This is a genomic window from Streptomyces sp. NPDC005648, assembly GCF_040605395.1.
Taxonomy (GTDB): domain Bacteria; phylum Actinomycetota; class Actinomycetes; order Streptomycetales; family Streptomycetaceae; genus Streptomyces.
Map to the genome: position 1 here is coordinate 32,296 of NZ_JBEXCS010000013.1, position 17,783 is coordinate 50,078.

Sequence of the window (17,783 nt, forward strand, 5' to 3'; positions counted from 1 at the left end):
CGTATGTTACTGGGCGTGCACCGGCCGTGCGGTTGTCCTGCAGGAACGCTCTCCTTGAGGTGAGCATGCGCATTCCGGCCTGGCGGCCGGATCGTGCCCTTTTCAGCCCCTTCCTCCCTCGTCACGCTGGATTCACATCAGCGCGGGGCACAGTCGCGGGGCACTGTGGAGGGGGCCGCCATGTCCGGACCGCTGTACGTCCCAGTCCTTCCGGCGAGGGCCCATGCGGTGGCCGCGGTCAAGAAGCTCGCCCCCGGGATCCGTGACCGGATGGCCCCGCTGTGGACGCTCCCGGTCGTCAAGGGCGAGGACGCCGGCCAGCTCGAAGAGGCGGTGGAGAAGGATCTCAGGCGGGTCGCGGGCGTCCACAAATACACGTCGGCATGGCTTGACGTGCCGTACGCCGCTCTCAACCAGGCCCCCTACGGACAGCTGCTCCCCTTCTACTGGCGCCACACGGCGCTGCGACCCGTCACCGACCCGGCCCTTCCGGCATCCCACCAGGCTGTGGCCGTGGAATGCGCCGGTGAGGGCGGTGGTGGCCTGGGAATCCGCATACGGGTGCCCGGCACCTGGAACGACGAGCTCGCCGGACGCACGGGAGCGCTGCTCGCGCGACTGGATCCCGGAGTGCCAGTGGATCTTCTCCTCGACCTGCAGACCGTTCTGCTCAGCCGTCCCGACGCGGGCAAGGAAGCACTGCGCGCGCTCGACACACTGGTTCCGCTCGCCGCATGGCGCACCGTCTCCCAGCTGGCAGGCGGCTTCCCGAACGAGGTCGACAGGGTGCTCGACCGGGACCGGGGCGAGGCCGAGCGAGCGGACTGGGACACCTGGCACGAGTTACGCGCGAGCCGGCGGCCGTACGCGCAGTCCGTCCGCTACGGCGACTACGGCATCCTCGCCGCACGCAACCTGCTGAGATCGGCGGACGACGACGACCGGTCCCGCTACGGGCTGCTGCGGTACACGACGGAACGCACCTTCCTGCTCGCCAGGTTCTGGGCCGAGAAACGGGGCGAGACCGGAGTCACCCGTGAGGCGGCTCGCTGGATCACCGGATTCCCCGACTTCCGCGGCTCGGCCGCGAGCACGGGCGACCGCTGGTACGCGCAGTGCGCCGACACCACCGGTGCACAGGGCACGGGCAACGCCCAGACATGGAACACCATGGGAAACATCCAGCACATGACCCATGTGGTCCGCTGCCTGTCCCGGGGGACTGACTGACCGCGACGTGTTTCGGGGCCCCTTCAGAGGCTCTCCAACGCTTGACGCAGGTCCTGAGTGAACGCCTGCCAGGACGCGAGCTGCTGGACTGGTCCCTCGCGATCCAGCATCTGCAGCAGGCGGGCTCGATTCTCCGGGAAGCGCTTCTGGAGCTTCTCCAGACGGCGCCCCTTGTCCTCGCTGGCGGTGGCGATCGCCTGCTTGAGGAGTGCCTTGGGGTCTCTCGCCGACTCGGCCCGCGTCAGCCCAGGGAGGTTCAGCGCCACCTTGCCGTTGGGGTTTCCCGCCACTTCGCGGATCGCCGCGTGGTCCAGAATCAGCCACGCCTCCAGCATCCGTACCGGGATCACGGGCACGTGCACCAGGTCAGGGCACACCTCAGCGACCGCTTCCGCGATCTCAGTGCGCCGCTGTTCCGGGGGATTGCCGTCGGAGTCGCGGTGGATGACGACGAGGTCGTACGCCTGCCACTCATCGCTGAGTCGCTGTGCAGCTCGTAGCTTGTCCCTGACCGAGTGGCCTGGTTTGTCCGGCAGCCGGTCCAGTTCGGGAAGTGTCACAAGAATCTCGCGACCCACCTCCGCCCCGATCGCCTTGATGTGGTCGCTCAGGCCGGTGTCGCTGGACCCCTCGCAGAGGTAGAGGGCGTGCACCGTCACGAAGCGCTCCCCGCGAGGGTCAGCCGGGCCTCCGGCGGAGGTGTGAGGTACGCGAGGATGTCGGCCTTGGTGCCGTAGCCCTTCTCGGCGCCGCTGGCCCGCCAGGTGCCGGCGAGCGGACGCAATCGCAGGCCACGTGCCGCCTTGCCCACGCCCCGGGGAATGCTCGCAGTGTCGGCGATCAGCAGATCGGGCGCGCCCACGAGCTCCACGACACCCGGGGAGTGAGTGTTGATCAGGACTTGTCGGAAGGGGTTGTCCTCGTCCACTGGTTCGGACGGGTCCACCGCGAGATCGCGCACCAGGTCCACCATGGCGGAGAGATTGGCCGGGTGGATGCCGTTCTCCGGCTCCTCCATGCACAGCAGACCGTGCGCCTGCGGGTCCTCGAGCAGGACGCACAGGGCCAGGAAGCGCAGGGTTCCCTCCGACAGGCTGCGCGCAGGGAGCACCATGCCGTCGATCTCATGGAGCTTGATCGTCAGCAACTCGCGTGTGTCGTCCGCTTCGACGTCCAGCGTCTTGACGTGCAGTCCGGACAGATCCGACAGGCGCCCCGCGACCCTGGAGTAGACGCGGGCCGGGTCGTCCGGAAACCTCTCTCGCGCGATCCGGTCCAGGCTGCGCGGCAGGTGCAGGCCGTCGGGCTGCATGTCGCTGGGGTCCCGGTAGGTGTCGGACGTGCGCAGGGCAGAGGGCTCGAGGGCAAGTCGCCGCCACGACTGCATTTCCCGCCGGGCCGCCAGGATGGTCGGGTCGTCGTTCAGATTGATCGAGGAGAGCAGGGTCTTGGCCGCTCGTCTCCCAGGTGCCGGACGGGGCTGCCCTTTACGGCCGCCGTCGGCGTGAACGCGGATGACGGGGTCGCCCCCCTCGAGAGACGTGGAGATGTAGGGGGCGGACCGGCGACCGCGGACGACGCTGCTTCGAAAGGCTCTGGCGTGCGGGAACCGAAGATGCGAGGGGGCATCGCTCGACCTGATCTGATTGAGGTCCTCGCGGAGCAGGGTCAGCCTGCCGCTGCGCTCCCCGCCCTGCGGCGGCTGGTACCCGAGGTGAAGCTCGTAACGGAGGAAAGTGGCCGTCGGTTCGGCAAGCCGGCCGAAGTCGTCCTCGACCTCACCCGGGACGATCATCTCCGCGGCGAACTCCATCCGGTGCTCGCCGTCCGAGTAGCCGTTCCAGAACAAATCGCGCGCGTCGCCATGCAGCGCTCCATGGGTCCCGCGGACGGCCTGGGCGGCCTCGATCATGGAATGGTCCGTGAGCAGGCTCAGGAACTGGATCGCGTCGAAGACGTTCGACTTTCCGGTGCCGTTCTCACCTGCGATGCAGGTGAAGGGACCGAACTCGACGTTGAGGTCGAGCAGGTTCTTGAATCCACTGACTTCGAGTCGTGTCAGCATGTGTCCCCTCGGCGGTCCGGTGCGCACAGGAATGATAGAGCGCCAGGTGGTTGCGGACGGATCGCTTCGGGCCGCTGACAGGCCACGGAGCCGCGCTACCGGCCCGAGAGCTGGCAGGATGTGTCCGACAGGACAGTGGATCGTGAAGTCGTCGATGTACGGAGGAGAGGTCGCCGCGGTGCCTCCGACTCACGGAGCCGATACGGGGACGCCCTCGCTGGACAGAGCGGCGCTCCTGGCCGGTCTGCGCAAGCAACTGAGGATCCTGGAGACGGATCTCCGCGAGCTCAGCGACAACGTCGACCAGTATCGCGACCGGCTGCGGGGCGTATACGAGCAGGAGAGGGCCGCCGGTCGTACGGCCACTACGTATGGTGCCTGGCGCGACGAACGCATCACGCAGGTCGCGGTCGCCTGGGTACTGGGCGCGGTGTTCGTGCGCTACTGCGAGGACAACGACTTGATCGACAGGCCGTTCATCGCAGGGCCGGGCGGGCGCCTGGCAGAGGCGGAGGAACGGCAGCGCGCCTGCCTGGCAGAGCGGGAGGAGCCACAGGACCGGGACTGGCTGGTCGAGGCCTTCACGCAGCTGGCGCGGTCCCACCCTGTGATGGACCGCATTTTCGACCGCGAGCACAATCCCCTCTGGCAGCTGCCGCCCTCCCCGCGGGCGGCAGCAGGCCTGGTCGCCTTCTGGCGGCAGCGAGACGAGAACGGTTCCCTCCTATTCAACTTCACCGATCCGCAACTCGACACCCGTTTCCTCGGGGAGCTGTATCAGGACATCAGTGAGGGAGCGCGGCAGGCCTACGCGCTCGTCCAGACTCCGGAATTCATCGAGGAATTCATCCTGGACCTCACCGCGGATCCGGCTATTGCGGATTTCGGCCTCAAGGGCTTTCGATCCATCGACCCGGCTTGCGGCTCGGGAGGGTTCCTCCTCGGGCTCTTCGGGCGGCTGCTGAATGCCTGGCGGACGGTTGCCCCCGGGACCACGGACGATGAGTTGATCCGCCGTGCCCTGAATTCCGTCCATGGCTGCGATGTGAATCCGTTCGCCGTGAACATCGCGAGGTTCAGGCTGTTGATGGCTGCTGTGCAGGCGAGTGGTCGACGACCGCTGAGGCAGATGCCGGGGTGGGAGGTCAATGTGGCGGTCGGGGACGCCCTCCTGGAAGGCCGTGGCGCGCCCGACGAGCTGCTCCATACGACCGGAGATGTTGCCGAATTCTCGGCCTCCTGCGACCTTCTCGGAGTGAATTCCTATCATGTCGTGGTGGGGGAGCCTCCGTATGTTTCCGTGCGTGACGTGACGAGACGAGCCGCATATAGGCGGTCCTATGATGTGGCCACTGGGGCATTTCCGCTTTCGCTCCCATTCGTGGAGCGGATGTTCCAGCTGGCTGTGCGTAAGAATGAAGCAGTGCTCGGCGGCTACGTCGGGCAGTACACGTCCAGCTCCTTCACTAAGCGGGACTTCGGCGAGAAACTGATCGAAGACTTCCTCCCCTACGTCGGACTGACGCATGTCATCGACACATCGGGCGCTTATGTGCCGGGCCATGGGACACCGACCCTGATTCTTGTCGGTCGCAATGACCCGACCATGCGTGATGCCCCGGTCCGGGCGCTGTTCAGCGTGCACGGCGAGCCCACACTGCCGGAACAGGCGGACCAGGGAATTGTGTGGCAGTCGATCCTCGACCACATCGACCAGCCCGGCAGCACCTCGGAATGGGTGAGCGTCGAAGATGAACCCCGCCACCGCTTCAGCCGATTCCCGTGGCCCATGGTGGGCGGCGGAGCGGCGGATCTCATGGACCGGCTCTCGGAATCCCCGCGGCGATTGGTCGACGTAGTATCCGGGACGGTCGGAGCTGGCTCCGACCCGGGGGAGCGAGACGTCTTTGATCTCGGCCGGCCGTGGTTCGACCGACACCCCGACGCGTCCGGACTGAGCCGCGGCCTTGTCACCGGGGAAGTCGTGCGGGACTGGCGTGCTGAAGCGGCAACGGAAGTCCTGGCTCCCTACGACGGGGACGGTTCACCGCTTCCCCTGAACCTGAGCAGCTCGTGGGGGCGCCACCTCTGGACGATGCGACAGATCCTCCGCACGGCCCCCGGACGGCGGGAATCTTCGCAGGCCTGGCCCTGGTGGACCTGGCGGCGCCGGCTCCCAGAACGCCAGCAGGGCCCGATGATCACGTTTGCCGCAGTGGCCACGCACAATCACTTCGCGCAGGCAGACGACGCTGAGGCGTTCAGCAGGACGGCACCCGTACTGCGTCTGGCGGCCGACGAGAGCGAGGACGCGCACGTCGGTCTCCTCGGAGTCCTCAACTCGTCCACGGCGTGTTTCTGGCTCAAGCAGACCAGCCCCGACAAGGGGAATGCCGGGGTGACCCTCTCCTCGGCGGGCAAGGAATGGGCACGTGCTTACAGCTTTGCGGCGAAGTCCCTTCTCCAGCTTCCGCTTCCCTACGACGCTCCCCGAGCCCGTTCACGGGAACTGACCAGACTGGCCAGGCTCCTTGACGCCCAGCAGCCGAGTACTTTCTTCGCGGGTCGGCGCCTGCCCAGCCGGAAGGTTCTGGACGCTGCGCAAGCCGCATACGCGCAGACCCGCCATGAGATGGTCGCCCTCCAGGAGGAACTGGACTGGGACATCTACGCCTCGTACGGACTGCTGTCGGCCGATGAGCGAGCCCGTCTGACTACTTCCCCGGATTTCGCACTCCCTGAGCTGAGGCCAGGGGAGCGCGCGTTCGAGATCGTGTGGGCACGCAAGGTCGCCGACGGTACGGCCTCGCCGTCCTGGCTCGAGGGGCCGTCCTGGTTCGACAGGCACGAAGTCACACCAGTCACGGGCATCCCGAATCATTGGCCGGCGGCCTACCGGGACGTCGTACAGGCCAGAATCGATGCCATCCAGTCCCATCAGGCGATCGCTCTCGTCGAGCGCACTGAGTACAAGCGACGGTGGGCGACAGAGCCCTGGGAGAAGCGCGAGGAGCGAGCACTGCGCACGTGGCTGCTCGACCGTTGCGAAGACGAACGACTCTGGTTCGAGGAGAGCAACGGCGAGAGGTATCCGCGCCCCCGCACGATCGGTGAACTGGCAGGGCAACTCGCCGACGATGCCCAGGTCCACTCCGCAGCCGCGCTCTACGCGGCCGACCACCTGGGACGGCGCGATGCCACGCTCGCAGATGTGCTGGCCACGATCCTGGACGGTGAGCAGGTCCCGTATGCGGCAGCGTTGAGGTACAAGGAGTCGGGACTGCGCAAGCGCGCACAGTGGGAGCGGGTCTGGGAGCTTCAGCGCCGCGAGGACGAGACGGGCGAGGCATTGGGGATTCCCGTTCCGCCAAAGTACGTGAGCGCCGATTTCCAGCGCGCGTCCTACTGGCCGATCCGAGGCAGGCTGGACATTCCCAGGGAACGCTTCCTCTCCTATGCCGATGTCGTTGAGGAAGGCGACGGTCTGGTGCTCGGTTGGGCTGGCTGGAGCGAGCCGGATCGTGTTCGCGTTCTGCTGGATCTGATCAGTGCCATGGGTCGGCAACCAAATCCGGCTGTGCACCGGATTACCCCTCTCCTGGCCGGAGTACAGGAACTGCTCCGCTCCATGCATCGGTGGGAGGGCCAGGAGGATTCAGTGGGCCAGGCCGGTCAAACCGAGTTGCTCCAGCGTCACTTCGAAGACCTGCTCAACGCATATGGGCTCAGCACGAACGACTTGACCTCCTGGCGACCGCGCCGCCACACGATCAAGCGCCCATGATGCCCTGCACGCGCCTGGCCGGATCAGCATCCTGACCTTCCATGACGGCATAAAGTCGCGCCAGGTGGCCATGTCACGTACTGGCCGACGGGGAACGGGGGGAGCACGGGATGACGGGGGCCGAACGGCACCATCCGGTTGCTGAGTTGATACATGCGGCCCGGCTGGAAGTCGCGGCGGAGCTGCGCAGCGACGGTGGCAACGGGCCGAAGGCGTCCTTGCGTGCGGGACGCAGGACCTCCGAGGCGGGGGAGAAGTACGAATACGAATTCGAGTGCAAACGCTGGCCCGTCGCCCTGAACGGAAAGCCCCTGCTGATCCGTGCCTCTCGGTCGCGAGGCACCTGGGCGCCGGCCGAAGCCGCACCGCTTTCGCAGCAGAAGCTCCGAGTCGTCACCCAGGTCGACCTGGGGCCGAGCCCGGCTCAGGTACAGCTCAGAGTCGATGACTCCGCCACCTGGCGGGTCCTGGCGGAACGGCTGGCCGCGGTCGGCGAGGAGAACCACCCGGTGCGACTGGAGAGCGCCGGCTGGATGATCGGACGGGGCAGTCCAAAAGTCGCGCGTGACGGTGATCCCGGTCGCTGGGTGGCCAACTGGCCTTCGCTCAAACTCAATTCGCGTCAACGTCAGGCCGTGGAGCAGGCCCTCGCCAGCGAGATCACCTATGTGTGGGGGCCGCCCGGGACCGGCAAGACGGATGTGATCGCCCACATCGTCGAAGGCAGCTGCAGGCAGGGACTCAACGTCCTCTTCCTCGCCCCGACGAAGGTCGCGGTCGACCAGGCGCTCGAGCGGATCTGTGACCTATTGGCCGGGGAGAATGGATTCGGCGCCGGTCTGGTGCAGCGGGCCGGAGATATCGACGTCGAGTCGCTGCGGGACCGCTACGGCGAGTACGTGGAACCGGAGCGCATCGCCGCCCGCCTCTCCGCGCAGTTGCAAAGCCAGTTGACGGAATGGAGCGCCACGCTGACCGCCGTCCGTGAAGGTATCGCGCTCTGCGACCGGATGCGGGGTCTCGAGGAGGGGCTCGTCACGGCCCGTACCGCTTATGAGAAGGCAGGCAAGGCTGCCCAGAGCGCTCGTCAGACATTCGGGCAGGCACAGATCGTGGCCGGGCAACTCGCGCTTCGCATCAGGGACATGGGGCAGCCAACGGGTTGGCGCGCCGAGCGGAAGCAGGCCAAGCTTGATGCTGCCGTGTCGGGCTTCCAGGCGGCCAACCAGCAGGCTGCCGAGGCGGAGCGCGCCGAGAGGGCGGCAGAGTCCGCCCAGGGCAAGGCTCTTGCCGACATCACCCGCATCAAGGCGGACCTCACACGGCTCACCTCCGCACTCACCGGACTGCCCTCCCGCCCGGACCTGGTGAAGCAGGCCGACGCCGTGCAGCAGAGCATCGTTGCGGCCGAGGCGGAGCTGCGCCGCATCACGGACGCCGTACGCAGGAACTGCCGGGTTGTGGGAACCACCGTGGCCAAGGCGGTCCAGTCCCGGCCCCTCCTCCAGCGCACCGACGTCGTAGTGATCGACGAAGCGGGCATGGTCGATCTGCCGTCCGCCTGGTATGTGGGCGGACTGGCCGGCAAACGTGTCGTCGTCGCCGGGGACTTCCGGCAACTGCCCGCCATCACCAAGGCGCCCGAGGACCGAGCAGCGTCTGAGGACGACAGGGCCCACGCCCGCCGTTGGTCGGCCACGGATGCCTTCCGCGCCGCCGGGCTGGTCAGCCCGGCAGGGACCGTCCTCCAGCAGCCTCGGCTCGTCGCGCTCAACACCCAGTACCGCATGAGGCCGTCGATCTGTGCCCTCGTGAACGCGGTGGCCTATCCCGACGCCCCGCTGACCACCGGCCGTGACGACACTAGCCGCATCCCGTTCAACACCCTCGTCGATGCGCCGATCATGATGATCGACACCTCACGACACCGAGTTCCCGGCCCCAGCCACCTCAGCAATCCCGTGCACACCGCAGTCGTGCACGAACTCGTACGAGGACTCCAGTACGACGGCGTGCTACCGGGCAGGAAATGGCAGAACGTCCCGCCGGGTGAACGGGCGACGGACCGTCTCGCGGTGATCACCCCCTACAAAGACCAGGTCAAGGCCCTCGGGCAGACCCTCACTGAGCGCTTTGGAGCCGAACACGAGGGTCTGGTTGCCACTGTGCACCGCTTCCAGGGCAGCCAGCGACCCGTCGTCGTGCTGGACGCCGCGGCGGGTTCCGGTGACCGCCTCGGACGGTTCTACGAGGAGACGGGACTCGACTCGCAGACGTGCCGACTCCTGAACGTCGCCCTGAGCCGTGCCCAGGACCATCTGGTCGTGATCGCCGACGTGGAGTTCCTGCGCCTGAAGCTGCCCGCGCGCAGCGAGGCGCGGGTGATGCTCGATCACTTGGAGGCGCACGCCCAGACCCTCTCCGTGGATCAACTGATCCCGATCAGAAGCGCGGCGGACCTCGCCAGACTGCCCCAGGAAGAGCTGACCCGCCCGGCCTTCTTCCCCGCCGACCAGGTGGACCGTGCCGTACGTTGGGACATCGAACGAGCCTCAACCCGCATCGACATATACACCTTCCTGCTGTCACCGACTCGGGTGCGCCAGTGGACGAGGCTCTTCGCGGCGCGAGCCGCAGCAGGCGTCGAGATCGTGATCCACACCCGCTCCCCACAGGAGCAGCGGGACCCGGCCGGGGCCGAACGGCACCAGAGCCTTGTCGACCAGCTCAAGTCCGTTGGATGCACGGTCACTTATCGGGAGCGCATGCATGAGAAGGTCTTCATGGTGGACGACACCGTGCTCTGGCACGGCTCTCTCAACTTGCTGGCGGCCATGGGCCCGACCGACCTCATGATGAGACTTGAAGATCCTGAGTCGTGCGCTCAGGCGCGGAAGGTGATGGAGCAGGCGCGTATGGAGAGGCCGGTCTATCAGCCACGGAATGAATCGCAGCGCACGAGGACGGGTCGCGGTGGCAAGAACCCTGGCAAGGAAGAGGGGGTCGAGGTTGGGGCTGTGGTGTGGGGCCGTCTGTATCTGAACGTCTCCTACCGGTACAAGGACGAGGCCAAGTCACAGCTCAACGCCAGTTGGGATGAGGACAACAAGCTCTGGTACGTAGACGCGGACAGCGCCTCCCGGGACAAGCTTGAGCGATGGCTGCGTCCCAAGCGCTGATTGTTATGACAAGGGGGACCGAAGCCAACAGATTCTGGCAGAGGGCGGGCTGTGCCTGTCCCAGCCGTGCCCGTGGCAGGCGCTTGAGCCGCTCGGTCCCGCAGCGAGTCTGTGCAGGCCAGAGCACGTGTCGACGGATCGAGCACTGTGCTGGGCGTGCAGCCCGACTCGTCTGCCGCCTTTCGTTGAACGCCGGCCCGATCGTGACCGGGTCGGCTTCACGGAGGTGCTCTCGCTGTTGCGTCCTCCTTCAGGGCCTCACCTCACCCCACCGTCGGACTCGGCGACACCGTGGTGTTCGCCGGCGGAGTGAGGACAACCTCCGGCTGGCCTGCGATCGCTGGTGGTGGGGTCAGGGACTGGGCTGGGAGGTTGGGGGAGTTGGTTTCCTGGGGGAGGACCTGGGTGAAGTCGACCAGGCCGGTCTTCTCCACTGCCGCGATGTGGTTCAGGACGGTGTTGTTGGCTCGGTCGGCCAGAGCGCGGACGAGGGAGTTTGTCGTGGTGGTGCGGATGGCGGCGATCGTGGTGAGGAACTGGCCGTTCGTCGTGCGCAGGGTGGTGGCCATGTCGGTGTCGAACTGCTTGCCGTTCTCGCCGTTCAGCCGGGACTCGAAGCCCTGCTGCTGGGGCGATGGCTGGTTGGGCAGTGTGATGCCCAACTGGTCGGCGACTTGACGGCAGGCCGCGTCCAGCGCGGCGTCCCCGGCCACCAGTTGCTCCCCGGCGCTCCTGACCGCCTTCGTCGTCCCCTTCTTCAGCGCCTTCTCGCCGACGGGGTACTCCCACAGGTCGGCCGCGCGCGTCTTGACCACGAAATCCCGGTCTGCCGCCGTCACCGGGCCGGTCGCCGGGTGGGCGACGATCCGTGACGGCGCGCTGTTGATCTTCTGAACTCCGAGCATGGCGGGATAGAGGAGGGAACCGAGGGTGAGGCTGACCGCACCACCTATGAAGAGAGTTCCCGCCGCCTTCCGTGAAACGAGCACCGTGTCTCCTGATCCGGTTCATCGGATCCCGCACACACCGTACTTACGGATCGCAGGGCTTTCGCGGACCTCTTGTGCTCGCCATGAGTTGGTAAAGAGATTGGTCGGTGGTGAGTGTCTGATGTGGCGTCAGTTCCGTGAGTGGGAAGTAGGGCCGTTAGGCCCTAGGAGGCGGGGGCCTCACCGTCGACCATGTAGCGGCGGCCGGGAAGAGGCAGGCCCATTCCCGCACGTCTGGTTCTTCCCGGCCCGTCGAACTTGCCAGTGGCCCAGCCTGCGTCAGGACAGGGGCGCCGTCGTCACCGCCGTCGCCGTCACCGTGTTGTCGCATTCCGCGAACACCCCGTCGTCCAGGGCGACTTGGTGCGCGCCGGCGCTCGGGAGGCCGATCACCAGGGTGGGGTACGTCACCGGGGTCGTACCGGACTTGCAGTAGCCGTCCGCCTCGCCCTGCACCTGTACGAACGTCAGCTTGACGCGGGCCTTGCCGCCGGGGGCCAGCTTGACCGGGGTGGCGGTGCCGGTGGGGGTCACCTTCAGCGGGGCGTTGTGGTCCGGGGAGCCGTTGCCCGCGCCGGCGACCGTGGGGTGGCCCTGCAGGGTGCACGTCTGCTTGGAGGTGTTGGTGAACTCGACGATCGCCGCGCCGGTCCCGGTGCCGACGGGGCGGTTGGCGGCCTGGTGCGCGGTGACCGTCAGGACGGTCGCGGCGCAGGTCTTGGGCGTCGTACCGGTACCAGTACCAGTACCAGAACCCGTACCCGTACCCGTACCCGTACCCGAGCCTGACGACGAACCTGTGGAGCCCGTGGAGTGGGTGTCGGAGGCGGGGGACGCCTTCACGGGCGTCGTGGTGGGGGTCGAAGTCGGGCTGGACGATGTGTCCGTGGAGGGGGCCGCGCTGGTCGGTGCCTTCGAGGGGGAGTCGCCTGCGGACGACGAACCGCCTGCCTGGCATGCCGTCACCAGCAGCGCCGCCGAGAGTACGGCCATCGCCGGTGCGGCCTTGCGGATGCGGTTCCTGTTCACGTACTGCATGGGATCCCCCGATGTCGCTCTTCCGGGCGCCGGTCCTTGCCTGCGCCCGTCGATCTAGACAGGGCTGCCGGGCCGGGGGTTTCCGCTGTGCGTCGGCTGTGACAGACGCGGATCATCCGTGACGGTGCGGTGACGGACGGGAAAACGAGGCGAGGCGGTGCCGGACGGGGAGTCGGGAGTCGGCACCGCCTCGCGCGGTGGGGCCGCCGGGGAGCGGTACGGGCCCCTGGTCAGCGGTGGTACGGCGGTCAGTGGCAGGGAGGCGGTCGGTCAGGCGATCGCCGTTGCCTCCTCCTTCTCGATGCCGACCGTCGCGTCGTCGTTTGCCTTGCCGCGCAGTGCGATCACGCTGAGCAGGCAGCAGGCCAGGGCCGCGATGCCGCAGACGACGTAGCCGATGGCGTAGCCGTTGCCGAGGGCTTCCAGGGCGATGGGTACGCCGCCGCCGGGCGGAGACTGCGGGGGGACCGAGTTGGAGGCGAGCGGGCCGCCCTCGGCGGCGACCTGCGCTGCCGCCGCCTTGGCCTGGGCGGAGAGGCCGGACGAGGCGAGCTTCTGGGTGAACTCGTCGGCGGCCCGGCTCAGTGCGATCGCACCGATCACCGCCGGGCCCAGCGTGAAGCCGAAGTCCCGCAGCAGGCTGGTGGAGGCGCTGGCCATGCCGGCGTAGTGCACCTCGACCGTGTTGACGGCGGTCGCGGTGATCGAGGAGACCGTCAGGGCGAAGCCGATGCCGACCAGGCCGATGGGGAGGATCAGCGAGGTCAGCGCGCGGTCGTGGACGGAGAGGGTGGCCGCGATGAAGTCGCCCGTCGCCATCAGGGCCAGACCCGTGCCGAGCACCCAGCGCGGGCTGACCTTCTCCAGGAGCCGGGAGATCAGCGGCATCAGCAGCAGCGTCCAGGCGTTGAGGAGGATGAAGGCGAACGAGCCGCGCAGGGGGCTCTGGTGCTGGATCGGGCCGAGCCGGATGCTGGTGGCGTAGGCGGTGCCCAGGTAGCTGAACATGCCGACCACCGCGACGAACGAAGCCACCGCGAACGCCCGGTTCTTGAACAGGTCCAGCCGCAACAGCGGGGAATCCGCGCGGAGTTCGGCCACGATGAACAGGCCGACGAAGACCGCCGCGACGACGTACGCGATCACCACCGGTGTCGCGGTCCAGCCGTCCGCCGGGCCCTGGATCACCGCGTACAGCAGGGCGAACATGCCGATGCCGATGGTGATCTGACCGGCGAGGTCGAGTGAACGGCCTTCCGGCGCACTGGAGTTCTGGGCGAGGAACTGGCTGAGCACCGTGCTGACGAGGGCGAGCCCCGTGACGACGATGAACGCCCAGCGCCAGGAGCCGTAGTTGCCGGTGATACCGCCCAGGACCGGGGCGACGAAACCACCGCTGGACAGGGCGGCCGCCCAGATGGTGATCGTACGGGCGCGGTCGCGGGCGGAGTGCGTTCCCGCGGCGATCATCGCGAGGGAGGTCGGGAACAGGGCCGCGGCGCCGAGGCCCGCGATCGCCTGGCCCACCCAGAGCATGTGGATGCCGGTGCTGGCGGCGGCCAACGCCTCGCCGATCACCAGCAGTCCGCCACCGCCGACCAGCAGCCGTTTGCGGCCGAACAGGTCGCCGAGGACGCCGAACGTCAGCTCCAGCACCGACACCGGCAGCAGGAACGCGTCCGAGATCCAAGTCAGTTGCGAGCCGACGGGATGCAGGTCCTCCTGGAAGAGGCCGTTGAGGGTGGCCGGCATGGCGAGGGCGATCTGGGCGAGGCAGACCGCGAAGCAGCCGGCGATCAGGGTGCCGACGGGGAGGCCGCCGGACGCCGGTCCGGCGGCGGTGGAGTCGGGTTCGGTATGCGTTTCGGTGGACACGAGGGGCTCCCCTTTGAGCGGGTTTGTCGGGGGATGGCGGCGCCGAGAAACGCTGCGAATGTAGGGCAGTTTTTCGACGACGGTCAATGGGTTGCCCAATATTCGCAAGCAAGGGAGTCCCGCGGAGGCCCCGTGGTGGCCCCGTGGTGGCCCCGTGGAGGGTCCCGTGGAGGGCCCCCGGCGGATGCTCAAGCCATGATCAAGCCGGCTCTACGGCGATCATGTCCAACGTGCTCGCGGCCTCGCGCTCGGCCAACTCCTCGTAATGGAGGGCCAGTTCGCGGAAGAGCGCCTCCGCGTCGGCGGCCGGCCAGTCCTCGGGCAGGTGCTCGGCCGGCAGATGCGGGTCCTGGCGGATCTGGTCCAGCCAGTCGGTGTGCAACAGCAGCTGCCGTACGAGCGTCCCCGCCTGGTCCGCCTGGTCCGCCTGGTCCGCCTGGTCCGGCTGGTCCGGCTGGTCCGGCTCGCCGGCGCCGACCTCGGCGTGGGTCCCGGCGCCCGAGCCCGCCCCGGCGCCCGTGCCCCAGCGGGTCATGAACGCCTCGTACCCCTTGCCGATGGAGTCGACGTCGAACGCCGAGTGCAGGACCGTACGGGCCTCGGTCGGGGCGACGACGGTCGCGCCCTGGAACACCCTCAGGCATGAGTCGAGGCCGAGCCCCGCCACCACGCCGGCCACGTCCACCGCGCCGGGCGCCACCCACAGACCGCTCTGCAGCGGCCCGAAACCGCTCCACACCAGCCGGGACCGCAGATCGTGCCGCTCCCTGCGCCATGCCTCCGGCAGGGAGAATCCGACCAGCGTCCAGGTGCCGTCCCAGTCCCGGTTCACCGCCCCGGTCCGCCAGACCCGGTCATGCCCGTCCCGCAGCACCCGGGCCGCCCGCGCGGTCGGCCCGAAGTACGTCTTGCGCCCCCGGCGGTGCCGCTCCAGCAGCCCACGCTTGACCATCCGCGTCAGCGTCGACCGCACCGCGTCCTCGGTGATCGCGGCCTGCCCGAACACCTCGATCAGACTGCTCGCCGACACGGCGATGTCCCGCCCGAGCGCATGGATCCCGAAGAAGCTCAGCATCAACGACTGTGGACGGGGAGCGCCGGAGGCCTGGTCGCGGGGGTCGGGGCTGGTCACGGGGCAAGGGTAGAGCGGGGGAGCGGGAAGGTGCGGGTGCGGGAGCGGGAAGGTGCGGGCGCGGGAGGCGGAGGGCGTCAGCGGGACGGGCCGAGGGAGCGGTCGGCGACCCCTGCCAGATGCCGGGTGAACACCTCGCGCGCGTCCGGGGTGAGCGTGCGCAGGGCGACCAGGGCCGTGATCACCACGTCGCACAGTTCGCCCTGGACGTCGTCCCAGGTGTGGGTCACGCCCTTGCGGGGGTTTTGGCCGGTCGCCCCGATCACCGCCTCGGCGACCTCGCCGACCTCCTCCGACAGCTTCAGCACGCGCAGCAGAAAGCCCTCGCGGTCGTCCAGCGGACGGTTGGCGTCGAGCCAGGTCCACAGGGCGTCGATGGAGGACCAGACATCGAGGGAGGAAGCGTTTCCCGGCTTTCCCGGGCTTCCCGGCTTTCCGGGGTTTTCGGCGTTTCCGGGGTTTTCGGCGTTTCCGGGAACGGTGGGCTGATCAGTCATGGCCGCAGCCTGCCCCAGCCGGCCGCGGCGCGAACGACCGCCCCCCGACAGCCAGAACCGCCCCTCCGACAGTCAGGCTCACTCCCCGAACAACGCCTCCTGAGCGTCGAACTGGTCCGCCGCCCCCTCCTTCTCCGGTTTCCGCAGCCGACGGTTCCGTGCCCCGACCACCAGCGCCGTCGCCAGCCCCGTGGCCCCGAGCGCGGTCGGCACCATCCAGCCGCGGTCGAGGACATGGCCGAGGGCGTGGTCGAGGGAGAGCCGGCCGGGGCCGGTGACCGCGAGGCCGGCGGCGGCCAGGCCCAGGGTGGCCGCGTACTCGTAGCCGCCCTCCTGGTTGAAGAACCCGTTGGGGGCGTGCACCGCGGCCGCGCCCGCCATCGCACCGGCCGCCGAGGCGCCCGCCGCCGGGGTGGCGAGGCCCAGCGCCAGCAGCGTCCCGCCGCCCATCTCCGCCAGGCCGGCCGCCGTCGCACTCGCCTTGCCCGGCGCGTACCCGATGGACTCCATGAACTGGCCGGTCCCCTCGATCCCATGGCCACCGAACCAGCCGAGCAGCTTCTGCGCACCGTGCGCAGCCAGCACACCGCCGGCCCCCAGCCGGAGCAGCAGCAGGCCCAGATCACGTCGGTCGTATGCACTCACGATGACTCCCGGAACAGACAGCAGAAACAGACTTCAGAGACGGACACCAGAAACAGAGACGGACACCAGAAACAGGCATCCGAAACAAGCGCCGCCAACAATCCCCCGCCGTGTTTCCACCGTCCCACTCCTCACACCCCACCGGCCTGCCCACGCAGCCGTACGGGTGGCGGACGCGGGGGAGCGGTGTGAGTCTGGCTGGCATGACGATTCAGCCAGCCAAACTCAGCGACCCGGCCGTGCGCGCCTTCGTCACCGCCGTCAACGCCCATGACCGCGACGCGTTCATGGCCGTACTCACGGACGACGCGACCATGGCGGACGACGGCTCCGACCGTGACCTCGCCGATTGGATCGACCGGGAGATCTTCTCCTCCAACGGCCACCTGGACATCGACAACGAGTCCCAGGGCGGCCGTGCCCTCCTCGCCCACTACCGCAACGACACCTGGGGCGAGATGCGCACCCGGTGGAGCTTCGACGTGACCGAGGACGGTCGCATCGCCCGCTTCGAGACCGGCCAGGCCTGACTCCGCGAAGCCCTTGGAGCCCGCGAATCCCTTGGAGCCCTTCGAGCCCTTGGGGATGCGCCGCGCCCCCGGCCTCGCAACTAGCGCTGTACGAACGGCTGCTGCTCGGTCAGTGTGATCTGCCCCGCCCTGATCGTCGCCAGACGGGGCGCGCGTCGGGCGATCGACGAGTCATGGGTGACGATGATGAACGTCAGGCCGTACTCCCGCCACAGCCCTTCCAGCAGCCCCATGATGTCGTCACGGGTCCCCTCGTCGAGGTTGCCGGTCGGCTCATCGGCCAGCAGCACCTTCGGCTTCTTGACCAGCGCCCGCGCGATGGCGACCCGCTGCTGCTGCCCACCGGACAGCTCGGACGGCGCATGGCTGAGCCGTTCGCCGAGACCGACCGAGGTCAGCGCCTCGGCGGCCCGCTCGCGCCGCTCGGCCGGCTTCACTCCCAGCGGGACCAGCGCCGTCTCGACGTTCTCCTGCGCCGTCAGGGTGGGGATCAGGTTGAAGGACTGGAAGATGATGCCGATCTTCTCGGCCCGCAGCCGTGTCAGCTTCGCCTCGCCGACCCGCGCGAGGTCGACGCCGTCCAGTTCGACGCTGCCCTCGGTCGGCCGGTCGAGGCCGCCGATCATCTGCAGCAGGGTGGACTTGCCGCCGCCGGTGGGGCCCTGGATGACGAGTTGGTCGCCGTCCTCGATGGTGAGGTCGACGCCACGCAGCGCCTCCACCGTCTCCTTGCCCCGCGAGTAGCGCTTGGTGACGCCGGTGAGTCTGTACATGGGATTCTCCACAAAAGGTGACAAGAGACAGCGAAAGGTTGGATGG

The 17,783-nt window shown here is 68.3% G+C and carries 13 protein-coding genes; 4 read left to right on the forward strand and 9 right to left on the reverse strand.

All coding sequences use genetic code 11. From position 1 onward, the window contains the following. Window positions 1-180: 180 nt before the first annotated feature. The gene (locus tag ABZT17_RS10295) at window positions 181-1,230 is read left to right on the forward strand and encodes a hypothetical protein (RefSeq protein ID WP_356346256.1); all 1,050 of its coding nucleotides are present in this window, start codon (window positions 181-183) and stop codon (window positions 1,228-1,230) included. A gap of 23 nt (window positions 1,231-1,253) precedes the next feature. On the opposite strand, the gene ABZT17_RS10300 is transcribed toward ABZT17_RS10295, so the two are convergent. Together ABZT17_RS10300 and ABZT17_RS10305 are read right to left on the reverse strand one after the other, a co-directional pair. Beyond that, complete coding sequence (locus tag ABZT17_RS10300; RefSeq protein WP_356346258.1) at window positions 1,254-1,889, reverse strand: hypothetical protein; 636 nt, start codon at window positions 1,887-1,889, stop codon at window positions 1,254-1,256. Continuing rightward, the gene (locus ABZT17_RS10305; RefSeq protein ID WP_356346260.1) at window positions 1,886-3,295 is read right to left on the reverse strand and encodes an AAA family ATPase; all 1,410 of its coding nucleotides are present in this window, start codon (window positions 3,293-3,295) and stop codon (window positions 1,886-1,888) included. The genes ABZT17_RS10300 and ABZT17_RS10305 overlap by 4 nt, the downstream gene beginning before the upstream one ends. Before the next feature lie 142 nt (window positions 3,296-3,437). Between ABZT17_RS10305 and pglX the strand changes: the two genes are divergently transcribed. Both pglX and ABZT17_RS10315 read left to right on the forward strand, forming a co-directional pair. Next, entirely contained in the window at window positions 3,438-7,079 is a 3,642-nt protein-coding gene (gene pglX / locus ABZT17_RS10310; protein ID WP_356346262.1) for a BREX-2 system adenine-specific DNA-methyltransferase PglX, read from the forward strand. A 110-nt stretch (window positions 7,080-7,189) separates the two neighbouring features. Then, on the forward strand, window positions 7,190-10,258 hold the full coding sequence (locus tag ABZT17_RS10315) for an AAA domain-containing protein (protein ID WP_356346264.1): 3,069 nt from the start codon (window positions 7,190-7,192) through the stop codon (window positions 10,256-10,258). 263 nt (window positions 10,259-10,521) lie between these two features. Here the strand turns inward: ABZT17_RS10315 and ABZT17_RS10320 are convergent, their stop codons facing one another. The 6 genes from ABZT17_RS10320 to ABZT17_RS10345 all read right to left on the reverse strand — a co-directional run bounded on the left by ABZT17_RS10320 (window position 10,522) and on the right by ABZT17_RS10345 (window position 16,434). Beyond that, window positions 10,522-11,211 carry a DUF4142 domain-containing protein gene (locus ABZT17_RS10320; RefSeq protein ID WP_356346446.1) on the reverse strand — a complete coding sequence of 230 codons (690 nt, stop codon included), beginning with the start codon at window positions 11,209-11,211 and terminating at the stop codon, window positions 10,522-10,524. 315 nt (window positions 11,212-11,526) lie between these two features. Next, window positions 11,527-12,285 (reverse strand): DUF4232 domain-containing protein, encoded by a 759-nt coding sequence (locus ABZT17_RS10325; protein ID WP_356346266.1) that lies wholly within the window; start codon window positions 12,283-12,285, stop codon window positions 11,527-11,529. A gap of 270 nt (window positions 12,286-12,555) precedes the next feature. Then, window positions 12,556-14,160 (reverse strand): MFS transporter, encoded by a 1,605-nt coding sequence (locus ABZT17_RS10330; protein ID WP_356346268.1) that lies wholly within the window; start codon window positions 14,158-14,160, stop codon window positions 12,556-12,558. 199 nt (window positions 14,161-14,359) lie between these two features. Further along, on the reverse strand, window positions 14,360-15,292 hold the full coding sequence (locus ABZT17_RS10335; RefSeq protein ID WP_356346270.1) for a PaaX family transcriptional regulator C-terminal domain-containing protein: 933 nt from the start codon (window positions 15,290-15,292) through the stop codon (window positions 14,360-14,362). A 77-nt stretch (window positions 15,293-15,369) separates the two neighbouring features. Next, window positions 15,370-15,789: a MazG-like family protein gene (locus ABZT17_RS10340; protein WP_356346272.1), complete on the reverse strand. Its 420-nt coding sequence runs from the start codon at window positions 15,787-15,789 to the stop codon at window positions 15,370-15,372. Window positions 15,790-15,867: 78 nt separating this feature from the next. Beyond that, the gene (locus tag ABZT17_RS10345) at window positions 15,868-16,434 is read right to left on the reverse strand and encodes a DoxX family membrane protein (RefSeq protein ID WP_356346274.1); all 567 of its coding nucleotides are present in this window, start codon (window positions 16,432-16,434) and stop codon (window positions 15,868-15,870) included. A gap of 203 nt (window positions 16,435-16,637) precedes the next feature. Between ABZT17_RS10345 and ABZT17_RS10350 the strand changes: the two genes are divergently transcribed. Then, on the forward strand, window positions 16,638-16,964 hold the full coding sequence (locus tag ABZT17_RS10350) for a nuclear transport factor 2 family protein (RefSeq protein ID WP_356346276.1): 327 nt from the start codon (window positions 16,638-16,640) through the stop codon (window positions 16,962-16,964). An 80-nt stretch (window positions 16,965-17,044) separates the two neighbouring features. Here ABZT17_RS10350 and ABZT17_RS10355 read toward each other — a convergent pair whose 3' ends face one another. Beyond that, entirely contained in the window at window positions 17,045-17,737 is a 693-nt protein-coding gene (locus tag ABZT17_RS10355) for an ABC transporter ATP-binding protein (protein ID WP_356346278.1), read from the reverse strand. Window positions 17,738-17,783: the final 46 nt, after the last annotated feature.

Coding starts and splice junctions, on each gene's coding strand:
- ABZT17_RS10295 (WP_356346256.1), top strand. CDS start 181: ATGTCCGGACCGCTGTACGTCCCAGTCCTTCCGGCGAGGGCCCATGCG.
- ABZT17_RS10305 (WP_356346260.1), bottom strand. CDS start 3,295: ATGCTGACACGACTCGAAGTCAGTGGATTCAAGAACCTGCTCGACCTC.
- ABZT17_RS10315 (WP_356346264.1), top strand. CDS start 7,190: ATGACGGGGGCCGAACGGCACCATCCGGTTGCTGAGTTGATACATGCG.
- ABZT17_RS10325 (WP_356346266.1), bottom strand. CDS start 12,285: ATGCAGTACGTGAACAGGAACCGCATCCGCAAGGCCGCACCGGCGATG.
- ABZT17_RS10340 (WP_356346272.1), bottom strand. CDS start 15,789: ATGACTGATCAGCCCACCGTTCCCGGAAACGCCGAAAACCCCGGAAAC.
- ABZT17_RS10350 (WP_356346276.1), top strand. CDS start 16,638: ATGACGATTCAGCCAGCCAAACTCAGCGACCCGGCCGTGCGCGCCTTC.
- ABZT17_RS10355 (WP_356346278.1), bottom strand. CDS start 17,737: ATGTACAGACTCACCGGCGTCACCAAGCGCTACTCGCGGGGCAAGGAG.